General features: G+C 48.7%; 19 protein-coding genes. All 19 read left to right on the forward strand.

The window, feature by feature from the left end:
- Nucleotides 1-515: tail fiber domain-containing protein (locus DXD92_RS16240; protein WP_147399312.1), on the forward strand; the 515-nt coding region annotated here is incomplete at its 5' end.
- A gap of 19 nt (nt 516-534) precedes the next feature.
- Nucleotides 535-828: a hypothetical protein gene (locus DXD92_RS16245; RefSeq protein ID WP_055267308.1), complete on the forward strand. Its 294-nt coding sequence runs from the start codon at nt 535-537 to the stop codon at nt 826-828.
- On the forward strand, nt 825-995 hold the full coding sequence (locus DXD92_RS18610) for a hypothetical protein (RefSeq protein ID WP_156338098.1): 171 nt from the start codon (nt 825-827) through the stop codon (nt 993-995). The genes DXD92_RS16245 and DXD92_RS18610 overlap by 4 nt, the downstream gene beginning before the upstream one ends.
- Before the next feature lie 16 nt (nt 996-1,011).
- The gene (locus DXD92_RS16250; protein ID WP_055267310.1) at nt 1,012-1,371 is read left to right on the forward strand and encodes a hypothetical protein; all 360 of its coding nucleotides are present in this window, start codon (nt 1,012-1,014) and stop codon (nt 1,369-1,371) included.
- A gap of 144 nt (nt 1,372-1,515) precedes the next feature.
- Nucleotides 1,516-1,869 carry a hypothetical protein gene (locus DXD92_RS16255; protein ID WP_055267312.1) on the forward strand — a complete coding sequence of 118 codons (354 nt, stop codon included), beginning with the start codon at nt 1,516-1,518 and terminating at the stop codon, nt 1,867-1,869.
- A 28-nt stretch (nt 1,870-1,897) separates the two neighbouring features.
- Entirely contained in the window at nt 1,898-3,448 is a 1,551-nt protein-coding gene (locus DXD92_RS16260; RefSeq protein ID WP_055267314.1) for a phage tail tip lysozyme, read from the forward strand.
- A 239-nt stretch (nt 3,449-3,687) separates the two neighbouring features.
- The gene (locus DXD92_RS16265; RefSeq protein ID WP_416388184.1) at nt 3,688-4,302 is read left to right on the forward strand and encodes a manganese catalase family protein; all 615 of its coding nucleotides are present in this window, start codon (nt 3,688-3,690) and stop codon (nt 4,300-4,302) included.
- Nucleotides 4,303-4,467: 165 nt separating this feature from the next.
- Nucleotides 4,468-4,638 (forward strand): hypothetical protein, encoded by a 171-nt coding sequence (locus DXD92_RS18615; RefSeq protein ID WP_156327612.1) that lies wholly within the window; start codon nt 4,468-4,470, stop codon nt 4,636-4,638.
- 186 nt (nt 4,639-4,824) lie between these two features.
- Entirely contained in the window at nt 4,825-6,672 is a 1,848-nt protein-coding gene (locus tag DXD92_RS16270) for a glycerophosphodiester phosphodiesterase (protein ID WP_118594904.1), read from the forward strand.
- A gap of 30 nt (nt 6,673-6,702) precedes the next feature.
- Nucleotides 6,703-7,935, forward strand: a complete 1,233-nt coding sequence (locus DXD92_RS16275) for an FtsW/RodA/SpoVE family cell cycle protein (RefSeq protein WP_226906412.1) — start codon at nt 6,703-6,705, stop codon at nt 7,933-7,935.
- 95 nt (nt 7,936-8,030) lie between these two features.
- Nucleotides 8,031-8,264, forward strand: coding sequence for an acyl carrier protein (gene acpP / locus DXD92_RS16280; RefSeq protein WP_022462712.1), 234 nt, complete (start codon nt 8,031-8,033; stop codon nt 8,262-8,264).
- Nucleotides 8,265-8,406: 142 nt separating this feature from the next.
- Nucleotides 8,407-9,858, forward strand: a complete 1,452-nt coding sequence (gene gltX, locus DXD92_RS16285) for a glutamate--tRNA ligase (RefSeq protein ID WP_022462713.1) — start codon at nt 8,407-8,409, stop codon at nt 9,856-9,858.
- On the forward strand, nt 9,855-11,675 hold the full coding sequence (locus tag DXD92_RS16290) for an ATP-dependent helicase (protein ID WP_118594903.1): 1,821 nt from the start codon (nt 9,855-9,857) through the stop codon (nt 11,673-11,675). Before gltX ends, DXD92_RS16290 begins: the two co-directional genes overlap by 4 nt.
- 150 nt (nt 11,676-11,825) lie before the next feature.
- Nucleotides 11,826-12,818: a 2-hydroxyacid dehydrogenase gene (locus tag DXD92_RS16295; RefSeq protein WP_022462715.1), complete on the forward strand. Its 993-nt coding sequence runs from the start codon at nt 11,826-11,828 to the stop codon at nt 12,816-12,818.
- A 163-nt stretch (nt 12,819-12,981) separates the two neighbouring features.
- Nucleotides 12,982-13,341 carry a zf-HC2 domain-containing protein gene (locus DXD92_RS16300; protein WP_022462716.1) on the forward strand — a complete coding sequence of 120 codons (360 nt, stop codon included), beginning with the start codon at nt 12,982-12,984 and terminating at the stop codon, nt 13,339-13,341.
- Nucleotides 13,338-16,013, forward strand: a complete 2,676-nt coding sequence (polA, locus tag DXD92_RS16305) for a DNA polymerase I (RefSeq protein ID WP_118594902.1) — start codon at nt 13,338-13,340, stop codon at nt 16,011-16,013. Before DXD92_RS16300 ends, polA begins: the two co-directional genes overlap by 4 nt.
- A gap of 34 nt (nt 16,014-16,047) precedes the next feature.
- On the forward strand, nt 16,048-16,647 hold the full coding sequence (gene coaE, locus DXD92_RS16310) for a dephospho-CoA kinase (RefSeq protein ID WP_118594901.1): 600 nt from the start codon (nt 16,048-16,050) through the stop codon (nt 16,645-16,647).
- Nucleotides 16,634-17,431, forward strand: a complete 798-nt coding sequence (locus DXD92_RS16315; protein ID WP_055218850.1) for an MBL fold metallo-hydrolase — start codon at nt 16,634-16,636, stop codon at nt 17,429-17,431. The genes coaE and DXD92_RS16315 overlap by 14 nt, the downstream gene beginning before the upstream one ends.
- 97 nt (nt 17,432-17,528) lie before the next feature.
- Complete coding sequence (locus DXD92_RS16320) at nt 17,529-17,801, forward strand: ACT domain-containing protein (RefSeq protein WP_022462719.1); 273 nt, start codon at nt 17,529-17,531, stop codon at nt 17,799-17,801.

Genomic DNA, 17,801 nt, shown 5'->3' on the forward strand with positions numbered 1-17,801 from the left:
GAGTGTATACTGGAGCGTTCGCACCGACCAAGGCGTACTCCGAAAAGATTATGCTAGGAGATAGTGGAAGAGTATGGGAGCGTTTGATCGTTAAAAACTCCCCACAGGTCACATCCGATCGCCGCGCCAAAACAAACATATTTCCACTCGGTGAGAGCAAGATCAATAAGACGGACATTCATTCAGAGCTGTTCGATCGCTTAAAACCAGTTCAGTATCGGATGATTGACGGTGATGGGCGCATTTGTTATGGATTCGTCGCACAGGATGTCGTAGAAGCCATGCGAGAACTCGGAATCCGAGAAGACGAGCTGGATCTGGTACACCACGACAGGAAGAACACTGAGGATGGCTATATTGATACCTATAGTATGGTATATACCAATTTGATTGCGGTAATAACGCATGAGCTACAGCTCGAAAAAGAAAGAAGATCGAACCTTGAAATAGAGGTTGCGGATCTAAGAAGTGAACTTGAATCCATGAGAGATAATATCTCTGGAGATACAAATTAATTTTTAGGAGGGCAAAACTATGGCAGTAGAAGCAACTTACACAAAGGACATTCATTATTCTGGAATCATCACAGTTGACGGCGAGACCGTTGTGTCTATGGACGCCAATATGGATGCAAAACATCCGGATGTTCCAATCATCAATCGCTACATCAATAATGGAAGAAAGTACAGAGAGAACAAAACAGATATCGATGATATTGTTGATAAATTTGAAAATGACATCTGGACTGAATATGACAATTATGCAGCAGAAAAAACATCAGGATCGGATCAGAACACAGAGAAAAATAACAATCAAGGGGAGGAATGATGACAAAGTTGCAGATTATCTCAAGGCTCTGGTCGATAATCTATGATCTGATTTTTCTTGCCAAAGGAACGCCGACAAAGAGTTTGGAAGAAATAGAGACAGATCTTGACGTCATCGAACATGCATGCCGGAAGTACGCAGATATCGACGATGATGAAATAGCGTGAAAGGAAGGAGGTGCAAATGGAATTATTGATTGCTGCCGGTGTGCCGTCTGCGATCGTTGCTTTCTGTTTTTGGCTTCTGGAAAGACGTATCCAGAAACGGGCAGAAGCGGAGAAGATCGAACGGGCACGCAGGCAAAAAGAACAGGATGAGAAAGAAAAGAACCGTGAAGATCTGCAGTACATGATGCTGCGAGCTTTAGACGGCTCTCTTTGCTTATCAGAAGCAACAGCCAAAGCAGTGCAGAGGATTCCAGACGCAAAGTGCAACGGTGATATGCACGCAGCTTTAGACTATGAGCTGGAACGAAAGCACGATCTGGAAAATTTCCTGACGCGGCAGGGAGTGAATCACATCGTACATAAAGACGAACCGTAGATCCATAAAAGCGTAATCGGCTTTCTATGGTTCTTTTTATGTTTCGGTAAATAAATTACCACGAATACAATTTTAGATGCTCCACACGGCTATACAAAGCTCACAAGGGTATCACGGGAGAATAAAACACAGGAGGAAACCAGAATGGAATTAATGAATGTATTATCGCAGATCCCACTGCCGGTTGTGGTTGCAGTAGTGACAGTGCTGGTGATCGTAACACTGGTGTGCGTATATCAGTACACGAAAATGAAAGGCCTTGATGGCATCAGAGGAGATGTCTATCAGCTTATCCTCAAAGCAGAGCATGTATACAATGCATCTGGGCAGGGAGAACAGAAACTGAAATGGGTAGTACAGCAGGCGAGATCGCTGCTGCCAAGGTGGCTGCAGGTGATCGTGTCAGAAGAAATGCTCATTAAAGTAATCGAAGAATGGTTTGCAGCAGTAAAAGATCTTCTTGACGACGGAAAGGTGAACGGGTCTCGGAAGAATTGAGAACCTAAGAAAGGAGCGTTTGCGAGAAATGGCAATAGAACGGAATACAAATACGGATATCCTGTTTAACAGTCTGATGGCTGCCGGCTGCACACTTTACGGCGCGTGCGCAGCAATGGGGAATATCTACGCAGAGTCCGGAGCGAATCCCCGGAATCTTGACAATCTTTGCGAAAATAAGCCTGGATACAAATACACAGATGCCACGTATACAGAGGCGGTAGACAGTGGAGAGATCACAAGAGATCTGTTCCTGCATCCGCTGGGAGACTCCAGACAGTATGGTTACGGCTTCTGCCAGTGGACGTCCGCTGGAAGAAAAGCTGGTTTATACGATATGGTTAAAACGAGAGGCGTGTCAATTGGGGACGCGAGGGTCCAGACAGAGTATATGCTGAGCGAATTGAAGACGAGCTATAAGAGCGTCTGGAAGGTATTGCAGACCGCAACCACCGTACAGGAAGCGTCTGATATCTTTCTGGTCAAGTTCGAGGCTCCGGCAAACACCGGATCATCAGTGAAGAAAGTAAGAGCTTCTTACGGTGATCAGTATTTGAAACTTTATCAGAAGAAGGAGGAAAACAAAGTGAGCAAAATTAAAAATGCAGTAGCAAGAGCAGAAGCGATCGCCCTGGATGATTCGCACGGTTATGACCAGGTAGACCGCTGGGGCAATCCGAATTATGATTGTTCCGGGCTGGTAATCAGTTGCCTGGAAGCAGCTGGAATCCCGGCAAAGTCCAGCGGAGCAACTTATACCGGTAACATGCCGGACGTTCTGCCGAAGATCGGGTTCAAGGATGTTGTAAAATCCGTGAATCTGGCAACCGGCAGTGGAATGATCCGGGGAGATGTCCTGCTCGGAAATGGGCACACAGCATTCTGCTGTGGAAATGGTAAACTGGTGCACGCAAGTATCAACGAGAAAGGAACGGTCACAGGAGGAAAGTCTGGAGATCAGACTGGTAGAGAAATCTGCATCCGCAGCTATTACAATAAGCCATGGGTTCATGTGTACCGTTATACCGGAGTGACAGCATCTGCATCCGGAACGGTTAATGTGAGAAATTATCTCCAGAAAGGCGATTCCGGGGACGCAGTAAAAGAAATGCAGAAAATGCTGATCAGCTGCGGATTCTCCTGTGGAAGTTCCGGAGTAGACGGTTCCTTCGGCGGAGACACAGAGAATGCTCTGCTTGCGTTCCAGGCATTTTACGGTTTAGAGCAGGACGGTAAGTACGGACCGGTATCTAAGGCTAAGCTGGTTTCTGTTTACAACGGAAAGACAGCAGCCAGTGTTCCGGAAAAGAAGAGCACACCGTCTTACACTGCCGGACACGAGTATACCTTGCAGGTAGAGCTGAAAGTCCGGACAGGTCCCGGAACAAACTACAGCGCAAAGAAACATTCGCAGCTGACGCCTGACGGTCAGAAGCATGACAAAGACAAGGATGGTTGCCTTGATGCGGGAACCACCGTAACGTGCCAGGAAATCCAGCGGGTCGGAAACGATATCTGGATGAAAGCACCGAGCGGATGGATGGCTGCCTATTACAGCGGACAGGCGTTCATCGAATAATTAGATAAATGTACTACATATGCCCTGGGTATCTTCGGATGCCTGGGGTTTTTGAGTTTCAAAGAACGTAAAAAGCCCCGGAAATTTCCGGGGCAAAAAGAAACGCGCGCAGCTACGCGGCGAAAAGAATTGTTCTTTTTTCTGACCATTTTGTGCGTTCTGGTCACGTGTTATGATAACATATATATAGAAGAAATGCAATAAAAAATCCCGGGCAAATTACCCGGGAAACATATTGTATCATCGAAATATTTACAGTTACAATATATCATCTGTTATTGCATTCCGGTGGACCGGATGGAGAGATGGGCGCATCCATGCGGTATCTCTCTCAGCGTTTCACAGCACCGAACCGAATTGTAGCAGGGGTGTTGAATGATGTTGGGACAGAAGAACTCGCACACCTTGAGATGGTTTCAACGATCGTTCATCAGCTCACCTGCAATCTTTCTCTGGAAGAAATTCAGAACTCTGGTTTTGCCAATTACTATGTAGACCACACAGCCGGAATCTGGCCGCAGGCGGCTGGCGGAGTTCCGTTTAATTCTTGTGAGTTCCAGTCGAAAGGTGATCCTTTGACAGATTTGTTCGAAGACCTCGCTGCGGAGCAGAAAGCCCGGTCAACGTATGATAACATCCTTCGTTTGGTAAAAGATCCTGAAGTTGCAGATCCGATTCGTTTCCTGCGGGCGCGTGAAGTTGTGCATTTCCAGCGTTTTGGTGAAGCACTGCGTTCTGTACAGGATGAATTGAATTCGAAGAACTTTTATGCGTTTAATCCGTCGTTTGATGCAAAGACTTTCTGTGCGGCACCGCAGCCAGGGGCAGGTCAGGGGAATTGCTGCACAAGATAGTAAATTAAAAATCAAAGAACAGCACACCACTGGAAAATCCCATCTGAAAAACAGGTGGGATTTTTTGGGTTTACAGTAAGAAAATCTTATCCAGTCGTAAATCATTATCCCATCATAATATAGAAAAAAGACTTTCAAAAACAGAAAAGTCAGAAAGGATGTTCCATGGAAGCAATGAATTATGTAAAGCCCGAACTCATCGTCGTTGCGTTCGTGCTGTATTTTTTCGGTGTTGCTTTGCGGCAGGCACCGGATGCGGACAGCAGGATGGAAAAATCAGTAAGCAGCCCATCCGCCATGGTAAAAAAACTGCAGAAGTGGTGCAACCAGAAATAGAAAAAAGAATACTCAAAGACCCGGTTTTGTGTTATACTGGAAGATAGTTTAAAATGAACAGAAAGAAAAGAGCTTCAAAAAAGACTCGAAGTGTCAAATGTAAAATACAAAAGAGAAAAAATAAAGGTAATTTTTGCATACAGATTCATCGGGGGAATTGCGGCTGACAGGAGAGAACAACAGCAGATGAGAAAAAAGGCAGTAAAAAATGCAGGAATGATACGAATTTATCTGAATATGGCATGGAAACTTTTGCAGAAAAACCTGCTTAGCATCGTGATATTTGAGACGGTCTACCGCCTGTTTTCCAGCCAGCTGGTTTCAAGACTCGCCAATGCGGCGATCAACTTTTCCTTAAAACAGCTGGGAACGAGTTATATGACATCGGAAAACTTCAACAAGATCATGTTGCATCCGCTGACCCTTCTGTTGATTTTTGGAATTCTGCTTGTTTTCTTTTTCTGTATGCTGTTTGAAATCTATGCTGTCATGGCGGCTCTGGAGGCCTCCTGGAAACGAAAACGGATTTCCGTTCCTGTCATGATGCTTGCCGGCGGAAGAGGAGCCGCACAGTTTGTGCGTGCCCGCCCGTGGACCTGGTTTTTCTACATGGCAGCGAGCTTCCCGTACCTTTGGCTGCACAGCAGCTACAGCGCCATCCGCAGTATGAAACTGCTTCAGGTTTCCCTGACGAAGATTTTCAATGCCTTCCCGGCATACTGGATCCCTGTGGTGCTGACGATTCTGCTTGTCGCGTTCTCGTTTGTGTTTTCCTACACCATCCCGTTCCGGTGCATGATGACGGAAAAAGAGAAAAATACCCATCTGCGGGTGCGCCAGACACTGGAAAAACGCGTGCTGCGTGAGCTTGGCATCAACGTCTTTTTCCAGGTGATGATTTTTCTGATTACGTGGGTTTTGTATCTGATTTTCGGAACGGCTGTCGTTGCCTATGCAAAGCTGGTGAAAACGCCGTCTACCGTTGTCAGTACCGTCATCGTCTATGGTGACTGGGTCAAATCGACGATGAGCCTGATCGGCGGAGCGTTCGGCCTTGTCGGAAGCATTACGTATCTGTATCTGATTTTTATCCGTTCCTCCCGAAAGGGCTACCAGAAGAGCCGGACAACGAAAAAGCCGAGCTCGAAGCTGGTACGCACCTTCTGCGGTCCGGTAACGGCGGTGGTTCTCACGATCGCCATGCTGGCGGGAGAAACGGTTTATCTTGTATATGCCATGCGCGCAACACGTGCAGAGGCAACGGCTTCCTCCCAGTATATTTCGGTGTCAGCGCACCGGGGCGGAGCCAGAAAAGCACCGGAAAATACGATGAGCGCGATCAAATATGCAGTGGACAGCATGTCGGATTATGCGGAGATCGATGTACAGGAGACGAGTGATGGTGAGATTGTCCTTCTGCACGACACAAATCTGAAGCGGACAACCGGTCTGAATGCCAGCATCTGGACCCTGACCTACGATGAAATCAGCCAGCTTGATGCCGGTGTACGATTCAACAAAAAATTCCGCGGCGAGCAGATTCCGAAGCTGGAAGAAGTCATCGCGTACGCGAAAGGAAAAATCAACCTGAATATCGAAGTAAAATACAACGGCCACAACCAGAATATTGTCAAAAAAGTGGTGAAAATCATCGAGGACAATGACTTTGTGGATCAGTGTGTGCTGACTTCCATGAACTACAATTTCCTCAGGCAGGCAAAGAAAATCAATCCGGATATCAAGACCGGGTATACGATGAAAATGTCGTACGGAGGCCTGGAGGATATGGACGCGGCGGACTTCTTTTCTGTAAAATATACGTACATCACAGAAAGCTTTGTAGAGCATGCGCACAGTCTTGGTAAAGAAGTCTGTGCCTGGACGCTGAATTATCAGGGAGATATGCAGCGGATGGTCAACTGCGGCGTGGACAACATTATCACGGACGATCCGGAGCTGGTGCGTAAGGTTATCCTCGGAACGACCGACCGAAATCCGGGCTTTGTCAGCCTGCTTGGCTATGCACTGAAATAAATGGAGGAAAACAATGGAGGTGGAAACTTCATGGCAGAGAAAGTAAACATGCCATCCCAGAAGAAAGAAAAGAAGAAAAAGAGGAAGAAAAAACTTCCTTCGGATTTTTATGATTATAACCTGCTGGCCTGCACTATTTTGCTGGTCAGCTTCGGACTGATTATGCTGTACAGCGCGAGTGCCTACGAGGCGGCCAGTACATTCAAGGGAAATGATATGTATTATTTCACGCATCAGGCGGGGCTTTCTGCTATTGTTCTGGTGGGGATTGTGATATTGTCGAAGTTTGTAGATTATCATAGTGTATGGTTCCAGCGGATTGCAGCACTGGTATACTGGGGAAGTCTCCTTCTGATGGCGGCGGTAAGGTTTACGCCGCTTGGTTATGAAGCCTACGGGGCGAGAAGATGGCTCCGGATCGGCGGTGTCAGTCTTCAGCCTGCGGAGATTGGAAAGCTGGGGCTGATTCTGTATTTGCCATACATTATCCTGAAGATGGGAAAAAATATGCGTACCATCCGCGCAAAAGCGATTGTCCTCGGACTTGGCGTGCTGCAGGCGCTGGCTGCGTGGATTCTGACGGACAACCTGAGTACCGCCATTATTCTTGGACTCATCGCCTGCGTCATTTTGTTTCTGGCGGACCCGGAGGTAAAATTTTATGCGCGTGTGATTCCGGGCGCGGCAGTAATTGGCGTTTTTGCGATTATCATTTTAAAAAATAATCTGCAGATCTTTGAAAGAATAGGCGGTGACTTCCGGTCGAACCGTATCTATGAATGGCTTTCCGGAGGCAGCTATCAGATTCTGCAGGGACTTTATGCGATTGGATCCGGTGGATTTCTCGGAAAAGGACTTGGCAACAGTACGCAGAAGATTACAACAATTCCGGAAGCACAGAACGATATGATCTTCTCGATCATCTGCGAGGAGCTTGGAATATTTGGCGCGCTTCTTGTATTGCTGCTGTTTGGCTACCTGCTGTACCGTCTGTTTGTGGTTGCACAGAATGCGCCGGACGCGTATGGAATGCTGATGGTGAGCGGCGTTTTTGCACATATTTCCATTCAGGTTATTCTGAACCTGTGCGTTGTTCTGAAACTGATGCCGGCAACGGGAATTACCCTTCCATTTATCAGTTACGGAGGAACATCGGTGCTCTTTATCCTGACGGAAATCGGCATTGCCCTGTGCGTCTCCCGCTTTATTGTGTTCCAGGATGGAAAGAGCGGAGAAGGAGAGGCACAGGCGGAAGAACAGTAAAAGTAGAAAAATCTATTGACAAATGCCGGAATAACAGATACACTTTTTTCGAAAGAAATACTGGCTGCCGGGTAGAGGCAGGAAGGAGCAGAATAATGTTAGAAAAGATAAAAGAAATTTTAGTAGAACAGCTCAACTGTGATGCAGACAGCATCAACGAAGATACCTCTTTTAAAGATGACCTGGGTGCAGATTCCCTGGATCTTTACGAGATGGTTATGGCATTAGAAGACGAGTACGGAATTGAAATCGACACCGACGAACTGACAGACCTTTCTACCGTCGGCGACTTTATGGAATATTTGAAACAGCACGGCGTAGAGGTCTGAAAAAGAGCATTGCCGCTGGCAAAAGTGGAAGGATGGTGCAGCTCGGAAGAAACGCCGGGCTGTTTTCCATTCTAAATAAATGGTGGAAGGGAACAGACAAAAGGATTGTTCCAGAAAAACCAGAAATCAGGAGAAAAGAAAAATGAGCAATGTAAAAACAAGATTTGCACCGAGCCCGACAGGCCGGATGCATGTAGGAAACCTGCGTACTGCCCTGTATGCGTATCTGATCGCAAAACACGATGACGGAACCTTTATGCTCCGTATCGAGGATACCGACCAGGAGCGTTTCCAGGAAGGCGCACTTGATATCATCTACCGTACCTTAAAAGAGACCGGCCTGGTACACGACGAGGGACCGGACAAAGACGGCGGCTGCGGCCCGTACGTACAGAGCGAGCGTAATGCAGCAGGTCTGTACCTGAAATACGCAAAACAGCTGGTAGAGCAGGGTGACGCTTATTACTGCTTCTGTGACGCAGAGCGCCTGAGCCAGTGCAAGCGTAACGTAGGCGGAAAAGAAATCTCGATCTACGACAAACACTGCCTTGGTCTTTCCAAAGAGGAAGTAGAGGCCAATCTGGCAGCCGGCAAACCGTACGTCATCCGTTTCAATATGCCGACCGAAGGAACCACAACCTTCCATGATGAGATCTACGGAGATATCACCGTAAACAACGAGGAGCTGGAAGACCTGATCCTGATCAAATCCGACGGATATCCGACCTACAACTTCGCAAACGTCATCGACGACCATCTGATGGGTGTAACCCACGTTGTCCGCGGTAATGAGTATCTGTCCTCATCCCCGAAATACAACCGTATTTACGAGGCATTCGGCTGGGAAGTTCCGGTTTACGTACACTGTCCGCTGATCACCAACGAGGAGCATCAGAAGCTGTCCAAACGCTGCGGCCATTCTTCTTATGAAGACCTGATCGATCAGGGCTTCTTAAAAGATGCCATTGTCAACTTCGTAGCCCTTCTTGGATGGAGCCCGGAAGGAAACCGCGAGATCTATTCTCTCGAGGAGCTGGTAAAAATCTTCGATTACCACCACATCAGCAAATCTCCGGCCGTTTTCGATATGACAAAACTCCGCTGGATGAACGGCGAGTACATGAAGGCAATGGACGACGAGAAGTTCTATGAGATGGCGCTTCCGTATATCCAGAAGACAATCCACCGTCCGCTCGATTTTAAGAAAATTGCAGCCATGGTAAAAACAAGAATCGAAGTATTCCCGGATATTGCAGACCTCATCGACTTCTTCGAGGAAGTTCCGGAATACGACGCTTCGATGTACACTCACAAAAAGATGAAGACAAACGAGGAGACCTCCCTTGCACTTCTTCAGGAAGTAAAACCGCTGCTGGCAGCGCAGGAAGATTTCAGCAATGATGCTCTCTTTGAGATGCTCAGCGCATTCGGAAAAGAAAAAGGATACAAGACCGGTTATATTATGTGGCCGATCCGTACCGCTCTTTCCGGAAAACAGATGACACCGGCCGGCGCAACGGAAATCCTTGAGGTTCTGGGAAAAGAGGAGTCTCTTGCCCGCATCGACAAAGCGATTGAGAAATTATCCAAATGATATATAATAATTCACAGAAAAAAGCGGTGATGCATACCACCGGCCCCATGATGGTCCTTGCCGGACCGGGGTCGGGGAAAACCGCAGTGATTACGGGGCGGACCTGCCAGCTTGTAACGAGCGGCATTTCCGCCTCTCGTATTCTTGTCGTAACATTTACGCGTGCGGCGGCAAAAGAGATGAAGGAGCGGTATTTGAAGGCGATGGGAAAGACGAGTACCCAGGTCACCTTTGGAACGTTCCACGGGGTATTCTACGCGATTCTGCGCCATACGTATCGCATGTCCGGCAACAATATTTTAAGCGAGGAAGAGAAAAAGCGGCTGATGCGCGAGCTGGTCAACCACTATGCCAGAGACCTGGAGGAAGAGGATCTCGAGGAAAATCTGGCGCGCGAAATCAGCACTGTGAAGAACAATCAGATCCCGCTGGAACATTACTATTCCGCCTGTATGCCGCAGGAAAAATTTCGCGAAATCTATGAGGCGTATGAGAAATGGCGGAAGGAGAACAAAAAACTCGATTTCGACGATCTGATGGTGCAGTGCAAACGTCTCTTTCTGGAGCGGCCGGAGGTCCTCCGCGCCTGGCAGCAGAAATTTCAGTATATCCTGATTGACGAGTTTCAGGACATCAGCCCCGTGCAGTATGAGATTGTGCGGATGCTGGCGCTGCCGGAAAATAACCTCTTTATTGTCGGTGATGACGATCAGTCGATTTATCAGTTCCGCGGGGCCAAGCCGGAGATCATGCTGAATTTTCCGAAAGATTACCCGGGCGCGGCGCAGGTAGTGCTCGATAAAAATTACCGTAGTACGGAATTTATCGTGAAGCGGTCCCAATGCCTGATCCACCACAACAAAAAGCGGTATGAAAAGGCGATTTCCACCGACAACGAGAAAGGCGCTCCGGTTGCAATCCGGGGATATAAGAACCCGCGCGAGGAGATGCGTGCCGTTGCCGAGGAGCTGCGGGAGGCGGAGAAAAACGGCTGTCCGTATGAAGAGATGGCGCTTTTGTTCCGCACGAATCTTGGCTGCCGGACAGCAGTAGAGGAACTGATGGAAGCACAGATCCCGTTCCAGATGCGGGATACCCTGCCGGATCTCTATGACCACTGGATTGCGAAAGATCTGCTGACGTATCTGAATCTTGCGATGGGAAGCCGGAAGCGCGGCGAGTTTTTAAAGATTGCCAACCGCCCGAACCGTTATCTGTCGCGGGATGCCTTTGAGGAGGCGACTGTTTCGTTCGATGCACTTCTGGAATATTACGAAGAAAAAGACTGGATGTGCCAGCGGATCCGCAAACTGGAGCAGGATATCACGACACTGACGCATTTATCGCCGTTCGGCGCGGTCAATTACATCCGCTATGCGATCGGCTATGAACAGTATGTGAAGGAATATGCTGCATACCGCCATCTGAAAGAGGATGATCTGATTTCCGTTTTGGACGAGCTGCAGGAGGCGGCAAAGACCCAGAAAAGCATCGAGGGCTGGTTTGCACATATTGAGGAATACCAGCAGAAGATGAAGGAAAAACAGAAGCAGCGCGCAGAGAGTGCGGAAGGAGTTATGGTTTCCACCCTGCACAGCGTCAAGGGACTCGAGTACGACAAGGTCTATCTTCTTGACGTCAACGAGGGTGTAATGCCGTATCAGAAAGCAGTCCTTGCGGAGGCGATCGAGGAGGAGCGGCGGATGTTCTACGTCGGAATGACGCGCGCCCGGAAAGAGCTGACGCTCTGTTACGTGGAGGAACGGTTTGAAAAGAAAGTCGAGCCGTCCCGGTTCCTGGACGAGGTGATCCAGTAAATTTGTACTGTTGTGAAAGATGTTGAAAATAAATTTACTAATTGATAAAATTTTAACAAATAATACATTGACAAAGTTTTAACAATGAAGTATAGTAATACCTGTAAGCGGGAACAATAAGATGACCGCAAAGCGAGGAGGAAAAACATTATGAAAATTTTATTTTACGATACCCAGAGCTACGACAGAGAATCTTTCGACCGAACCAAAGAGCAGTTTCCAGAAATTGAAGTGGAATATTTAAAAACCGGCCTTGCTGCAAGAACCGCTTCCCTGGCAAAGGGCTACGATGCCGTGTGCGCCTTCGTAAACTCCGATGTCGGAACAAAAACCGTAGAAGCACTGCATGAGGCAGGTGTCAAGCTGATCCTGATGCGTTGCGCAGGCTTCAACAACGTAGATTTAAAGACAGCTGCAAAATACGGCATTGATGTACGCCGTGTACCGGGTTACTCCCCGGAGGCTGTAGCTGAGCATGCGATGACACTGGCCATGACGGTCAACCGCCACATGCACAAAGCATATACGAAAGTAAGAGAAAACGACTTCAGCCTGGGCGGACTGATGGGATTTAACTTCTATCAGAAGACCGCCGGAATCGTCGGAACCGGAAAAATCGGTGCGGCTATGGCAAGAATCTGCCGCGGTTTCGGCATGAAAGTTATTGCTTACGATGTATACCAGAATGAATCCTTAAAAGATTTTGTTACGTACGTAACTCTTGATGAACTGCTGGCACAGAGTGATCTGATCTCCCTGCACTGCCCGCTGATGGACAGCACATACCACATGATCAACCGCGAGAGCATCAAAAAGATGAAAGACGGCGTGATCCTGGTCAATACGTCCCGCGGAGGTCTGGTAAAGACAGACGACCTGATCGAGGGAATCCGTGCAAGAAAATTCTTCGGCGTCGGCCTTGACGTATACGAGGAGGAAACCCCGAACGTATTCGAGGACCGTTCCGATGAGATTCTGGAGCACTCCACCACAGCACGTCTCCTGTCCTTCCCGAACGTTATGATCACTTCACATCAGGGATTCTTCACCGAGGAAGCACTGCGTGCGATTGCAGAGACCACACTGCAGAATGCACTGGATTTCGAGGCAGGAAAAGAGACCCCGAACATTGTCCGTGCATAATGGAAATCCACTAGAAAACAGTTATCTTATAAGAGAACAAGAGACAACCCATTTTCGGCGGGTTGTCTCTTTTAAATTATGAGAAAATAGTGTATGATGGTAGATAGCAGAAAAAACGGCCAGAGGAAAACACTGGCCGGATACAAAAGGAGAGCAGGATTTTATGGACTGTAAAGAAGCAGAAAAATTAATACAGCCATACGTGCAGGGAAATATGCCGGAGAAAGAGATGGAACCGTTTATTTCCCATATCCGGAAATGCCATACATGCCACGAGGAACTGGAGACATATTTTATTGTGAACCGTGCGATGGCATATTTCGAGGATGACGCGCCCGATTCCTACAATCTGACAGGACTTCTGGAACGCGATCTGGAGAAAAAAGAGGAAGAAGCGAGACACCGCCGGTACAAAGATACGTTTTTCCGGGTGCTGATGCTGATTCTCGTTCTGTTTCTGGTGCTCCTGGCTCTGCACTATTTTGAAGTGATAGAATTACCCTGGCTGAAAGGATTATTATGAGTGATAAAATCGTATTACTGGACGGACACAGTATTCTGAACCGGGCTTTTTACGGCGTACCGGATCTGTCCAATGCAGAAGGACTGCACACGAACGCCGTATATGGATTCCTGAATATTCTGTTTAAAATTCTCGATGAGGAGCAGCCGCAGTATCTTGCCGTGGCGTTTGACCTCCATGCGCCGACATTCCGCCACAAAATGTATGACCAGTACAAGGAAACGAGAAAGCCGATGCCGCAGGAATTGCGCGAACAGGTCCCGGTGATCCAGGAAGTGCTCGCAGCAATGGACATTGAGATTGTCACAAAAGAGGGCTATGAGGCGGATGATATCTTAGGAACGCTCGGCCGCAAATGCGAGGCGGAAGGGATGGAAGTTACGATCGTATCCGGAGACCGCGACCTGCTGCAGCTTGCAACGGACCACATTCTGATCCGGATTCCAAAGACCGTAAAGCGTGTGACGACGATTGAAAATTACCACACGGCAGAGGTGCTGGAAAAATACAGTCTTCTCCCGAAACAGATCATCGATCTGAAAGCGCTGATGGGCGATACCGCAGACAATATCCCGGGTCTGCCGGGTGTCGGCGAGAAAACCGCGACGAAAATCCTGCTGCAGTACGAGACACTGGAAAATGCGCATGCACATTTCGAGGAGATCAAACCGAACAAGGCAAAAGAGGCGATGCGTGATCATTATGATCTGGCGGAATTAAGCAAAAAACTTGCAACGATTGATACCGATGCGCCGGTGGAGCTCGACCGTGAAAAAGCGGCACTCTCGAATTTTTATACATCAAAAGCGTATGAGATGTTCAAACGTCTGGAGTTTAAAAACCTGCTGGGCCGCTTCGAGGAGACGAATGCAGAACCAGAGGATGCCGTCTTTCTGCGCACCGTAACGGATTTTTCCGAGGCGGAAGAACTCTTTGGAACCATCGCGAAGGAGGAGAAGGCAGGAGCCGCTCTTCTGACAGAAGAAACCCCGAAGGACGGACCGATGGCAGATCGGAGCCGTTCACTTGTCGGTATGGCAGTTGCGTATGGAAGCGGAGAGCCGGATGTTGTTTACTTCCCAGCAGAAGGTTTCCTGACCGGAGATTATTTAAAAGAAAAATTGACTGAGTTGCAGAAGCAGATTCCGGTTTTCTGCGTCATGGACGGAAAAGAATTTCTGAAGGATATGCCGGACGCCGATGAAGCCCATCTGTTTGATGCCGGAATTGCCGCGTATTTATTAAATCCATTGAAATCACAGTATTCGTACGATGATATCGTAAAAGAGTACGTACACCGCTATGTGCCGGCAGTGGAAGAGATCTTCGGCGGAAGCAAGATTCCGGCCGCAGGAAAGATGACGCCGGAACAGCAGGAGTCGTATGCAGGTCATCAGGCGTATGCTGTATTTGCCGCACAGGAAAACATGGAAAAGCTGCTGAAGGAGCAGGGCATGTGGGATCTGTACCGGAATGTGGAGATTCCGCTGGTGTTTACGCTCCGTCAGATGGAAGCGGATGGAATCGCCGCAGAAAAAGAAGCACTTTCCGTTTACGGAGCTGAGCTGGCGGAGCGGATCGGAGAGCTGGAGGCACAGATCTACGAGGAGGCCGGCGAGGAGTTCAACATCAATTCCCCGAAGCAGCTCGGCGTGATTCTGTTTGAAAAGCTGCAGCTTCCGGGCGGCAAAAAGACCAAGACGGGTTATTCCACCGCCGCCGATGTGCTCGAAAAGCTCGCACCGGATCACAAACTCGTTGCCGATATTCTGGAGTACCGCCAGCTTGCCAAACTGAAATCGACGTACGCCGACGGTCTGCAGGCCGTGATCGGGAAAGATGGAAGAATCCATTCGACATTTAACCAGACCATCACCGCGACCGGCCGCATCAGCAGTACCGATCCGAATCTGCAGAACATTCCAGTGCGGATGGAGCTTGGCCGTCTGATCCGGAAAGCCTTCGTGCCAAAGCCTGGCTGTGTCTTTCTGGATGCCGACTATTCCCAGATTGAGCTCCGCGTGCTGGCCCACATGTCGGGCGATGAAAACCTGATCGAGGCGTACCGCGAGGCGGAGGATATCCACCGCATGACGGCATCGAAAGTGTTCCATGTGCCGCTTGAAGAGGTAACACCGCTGCAGAGAAGAAATGCGAAGGCGGTCAACTTCGGTATCGTATACGGCATCAGTTCGTTCGGTCTGGGCCAGGATCTCGGCATCAGCCGGAAAGAGGCAGAGGCCTATATCCAGCAGTATTTCGAGACGTATCCGGGTATCCATGAGTTTTTGAACCGCTGCGTAGAGGATGCCAAAGAGAAAGGCTATTCCGTGACGATGTTCGGACGCAGACGGCCGATGCCGGAGCTGAAATCGAGCAACTTTATGCAGCGGTCATTCGGCGAGCGCGTTGCGATGAATGCGCCGATCCAGGGAACGGCGGCGGATATTATTAAAATAGCGATGATCCGCGTGGCGAAACGGCTGAAAGAGGAGCAGTTAAAGACCAGACTTCTTCTTCAGGTACACGATGAGCTGCTGCTGGAAGTGCCGGAAGACGAGCTCGAAAAGGCAGAACAGATCCTGGAAGAGGAGATGACCGGGGCAGCACATCTGGCTGTCAAACTCGAGATCGATATGCACACAGGAAACAACTGGTACGAGGCGAAATAGCGCACTCATACCAGGAGCGAAAGGATACAAAAGAATGAAAGTTTTTGGAATTACAGGCGGCGTTGGCGCCGGAAAAAGCGAAGTGCTCACGTACCTTGGACAGAATTATGATGCAACGGTGATCCAGGCGGACGAGGCAGGTTACCTTGTGATGCTGCCGGGCGGCGAATGCTATGGAGAGATTGTGAAGCTGTTCGGCAGACAGATCACCACAGAGACCGGCGAACTTGACCGGAAACGGATTGCTGAGATCGTTTTTCAGGACGAAGAAAAGTTAAAAGCCCTGAATGCGATCATTCATCCGGCGGTAAAACGGTATATCAAAAAAGCCATTGCAGCCGCGGAAAAAGCAGGGACGGAATACGTCTTTGTGGAGGCCGCACTCTTAATCGAAGAAAAATATGATGAAATTTGTGATGAACTGTGGTATATTTATGCGGATGAAGAAGTCCGGAAGGAGCGATTGATCGAAGGACGCGGCTATTCCGAGAAGAAAGTTCGCGAAATCATGGCAAATCAGCTTTCCGAGGATGAATTCAGCAGCCACTGCGATTTTGAAATCGACAACAGCGGCGATTTTGAGGAAACAAAAAAACAGTTAGACCATAGGATGAAAAGATATGAAACTTTGTAGTATTGCAAGTGGTTCGAGCGGAAACTGCATTTTCGCGGGAAGCGAGACCACAAGCCTTCTGATCGATGCGGGCATCAGCGGAAAGCGCGTGGAGGCGGGACTGGCTGTTCTCGACCGCAGCGCGAAGGAGCTGGACGGCATTCTCGTGACACATGAGCATTCCGATCATATCCAGGGCCTTGGCGTGCTGGCGCGCCGGTACGGTATTCCGATTTACGCAACGGATGGAACAATTCAGGCGATGCAGCAGACGAAGAGCCTTGGAAAGTTTCCGGAGGGGATTTTCCACACGATTCACGCGGATGACACGTTTACGCTGGGTGATATCGCCGTACATCCGTTTACGATCTCCCACGATGCGGCAGAGCCGGTCGGCTACCGCATGGAATCCGGCGGGAAATCGATTGCGATCGCGACGGACCTTGGTGTCTACAGCGATTACACGGTTCAGAATCTGACCGGGCTGGATGCCGTTTTGTTGGAGGCAAATCACGACGAGAACATGCTTGCGGTCGGACCGTACCCGTATCCGTTAAAACAACGGATCGCCGGGGCGAAAGGCCATTTATCGAACCTGGCGGCAGGCCATCTCCTCTGCGAGATTCTGCACGACAATCTGCAGGAAGTGCTGCTCGGCCATCTGAGCAAGGAAAATAATTATGAGGCACTGGCCTTTGAAACCGTGGCCTGCGAGGTCACAACGGGTGATAATCCGTATCACTCGGGTGATTTTCATCTCGCTGTCGCTAAAAGAAGCGAAGTATCACCGTTAATTGAGGTTTAAATATACATTTTTAGCTACATACCATGTTTTTCGCAAGGCCGCCATTACCGGTTTTTCCGGGGCTTTGACATAAAACCAGAAAAAGGAGAATGGAAACATGAAGAAGACAATTATCACTGTCGTAGGCAAGGACACCGTGGGCATTATCGCAAAGGTATGTAATTATCTGGCAGAGAACCAGGTAAACATCGAAGACATTTCTCAGACGATTGTGCAGGGATATTTCAACATGATGATGGTAACGGACGTCTCCAAGAGCGAGAAATCCAACGCAGAGCTTGCAAAAGATCTGGAGGAGCTTGGAAGTTCCATCGGCGTTGTCATCCGCTGCCAGCATGAAGATATTTTCAATATGATGCATCGTATCTAA

The sequence above is a fragment of the Blautia sp. TM10-2 genome, from assembly GCF_003480845.1.
Lineage (GTDB): Bacteria > Bacillota > Clostridia > Lachnospirales > Lachnospiraceae > Fusicatenibacter > Fusicatenibacter saccharivorans.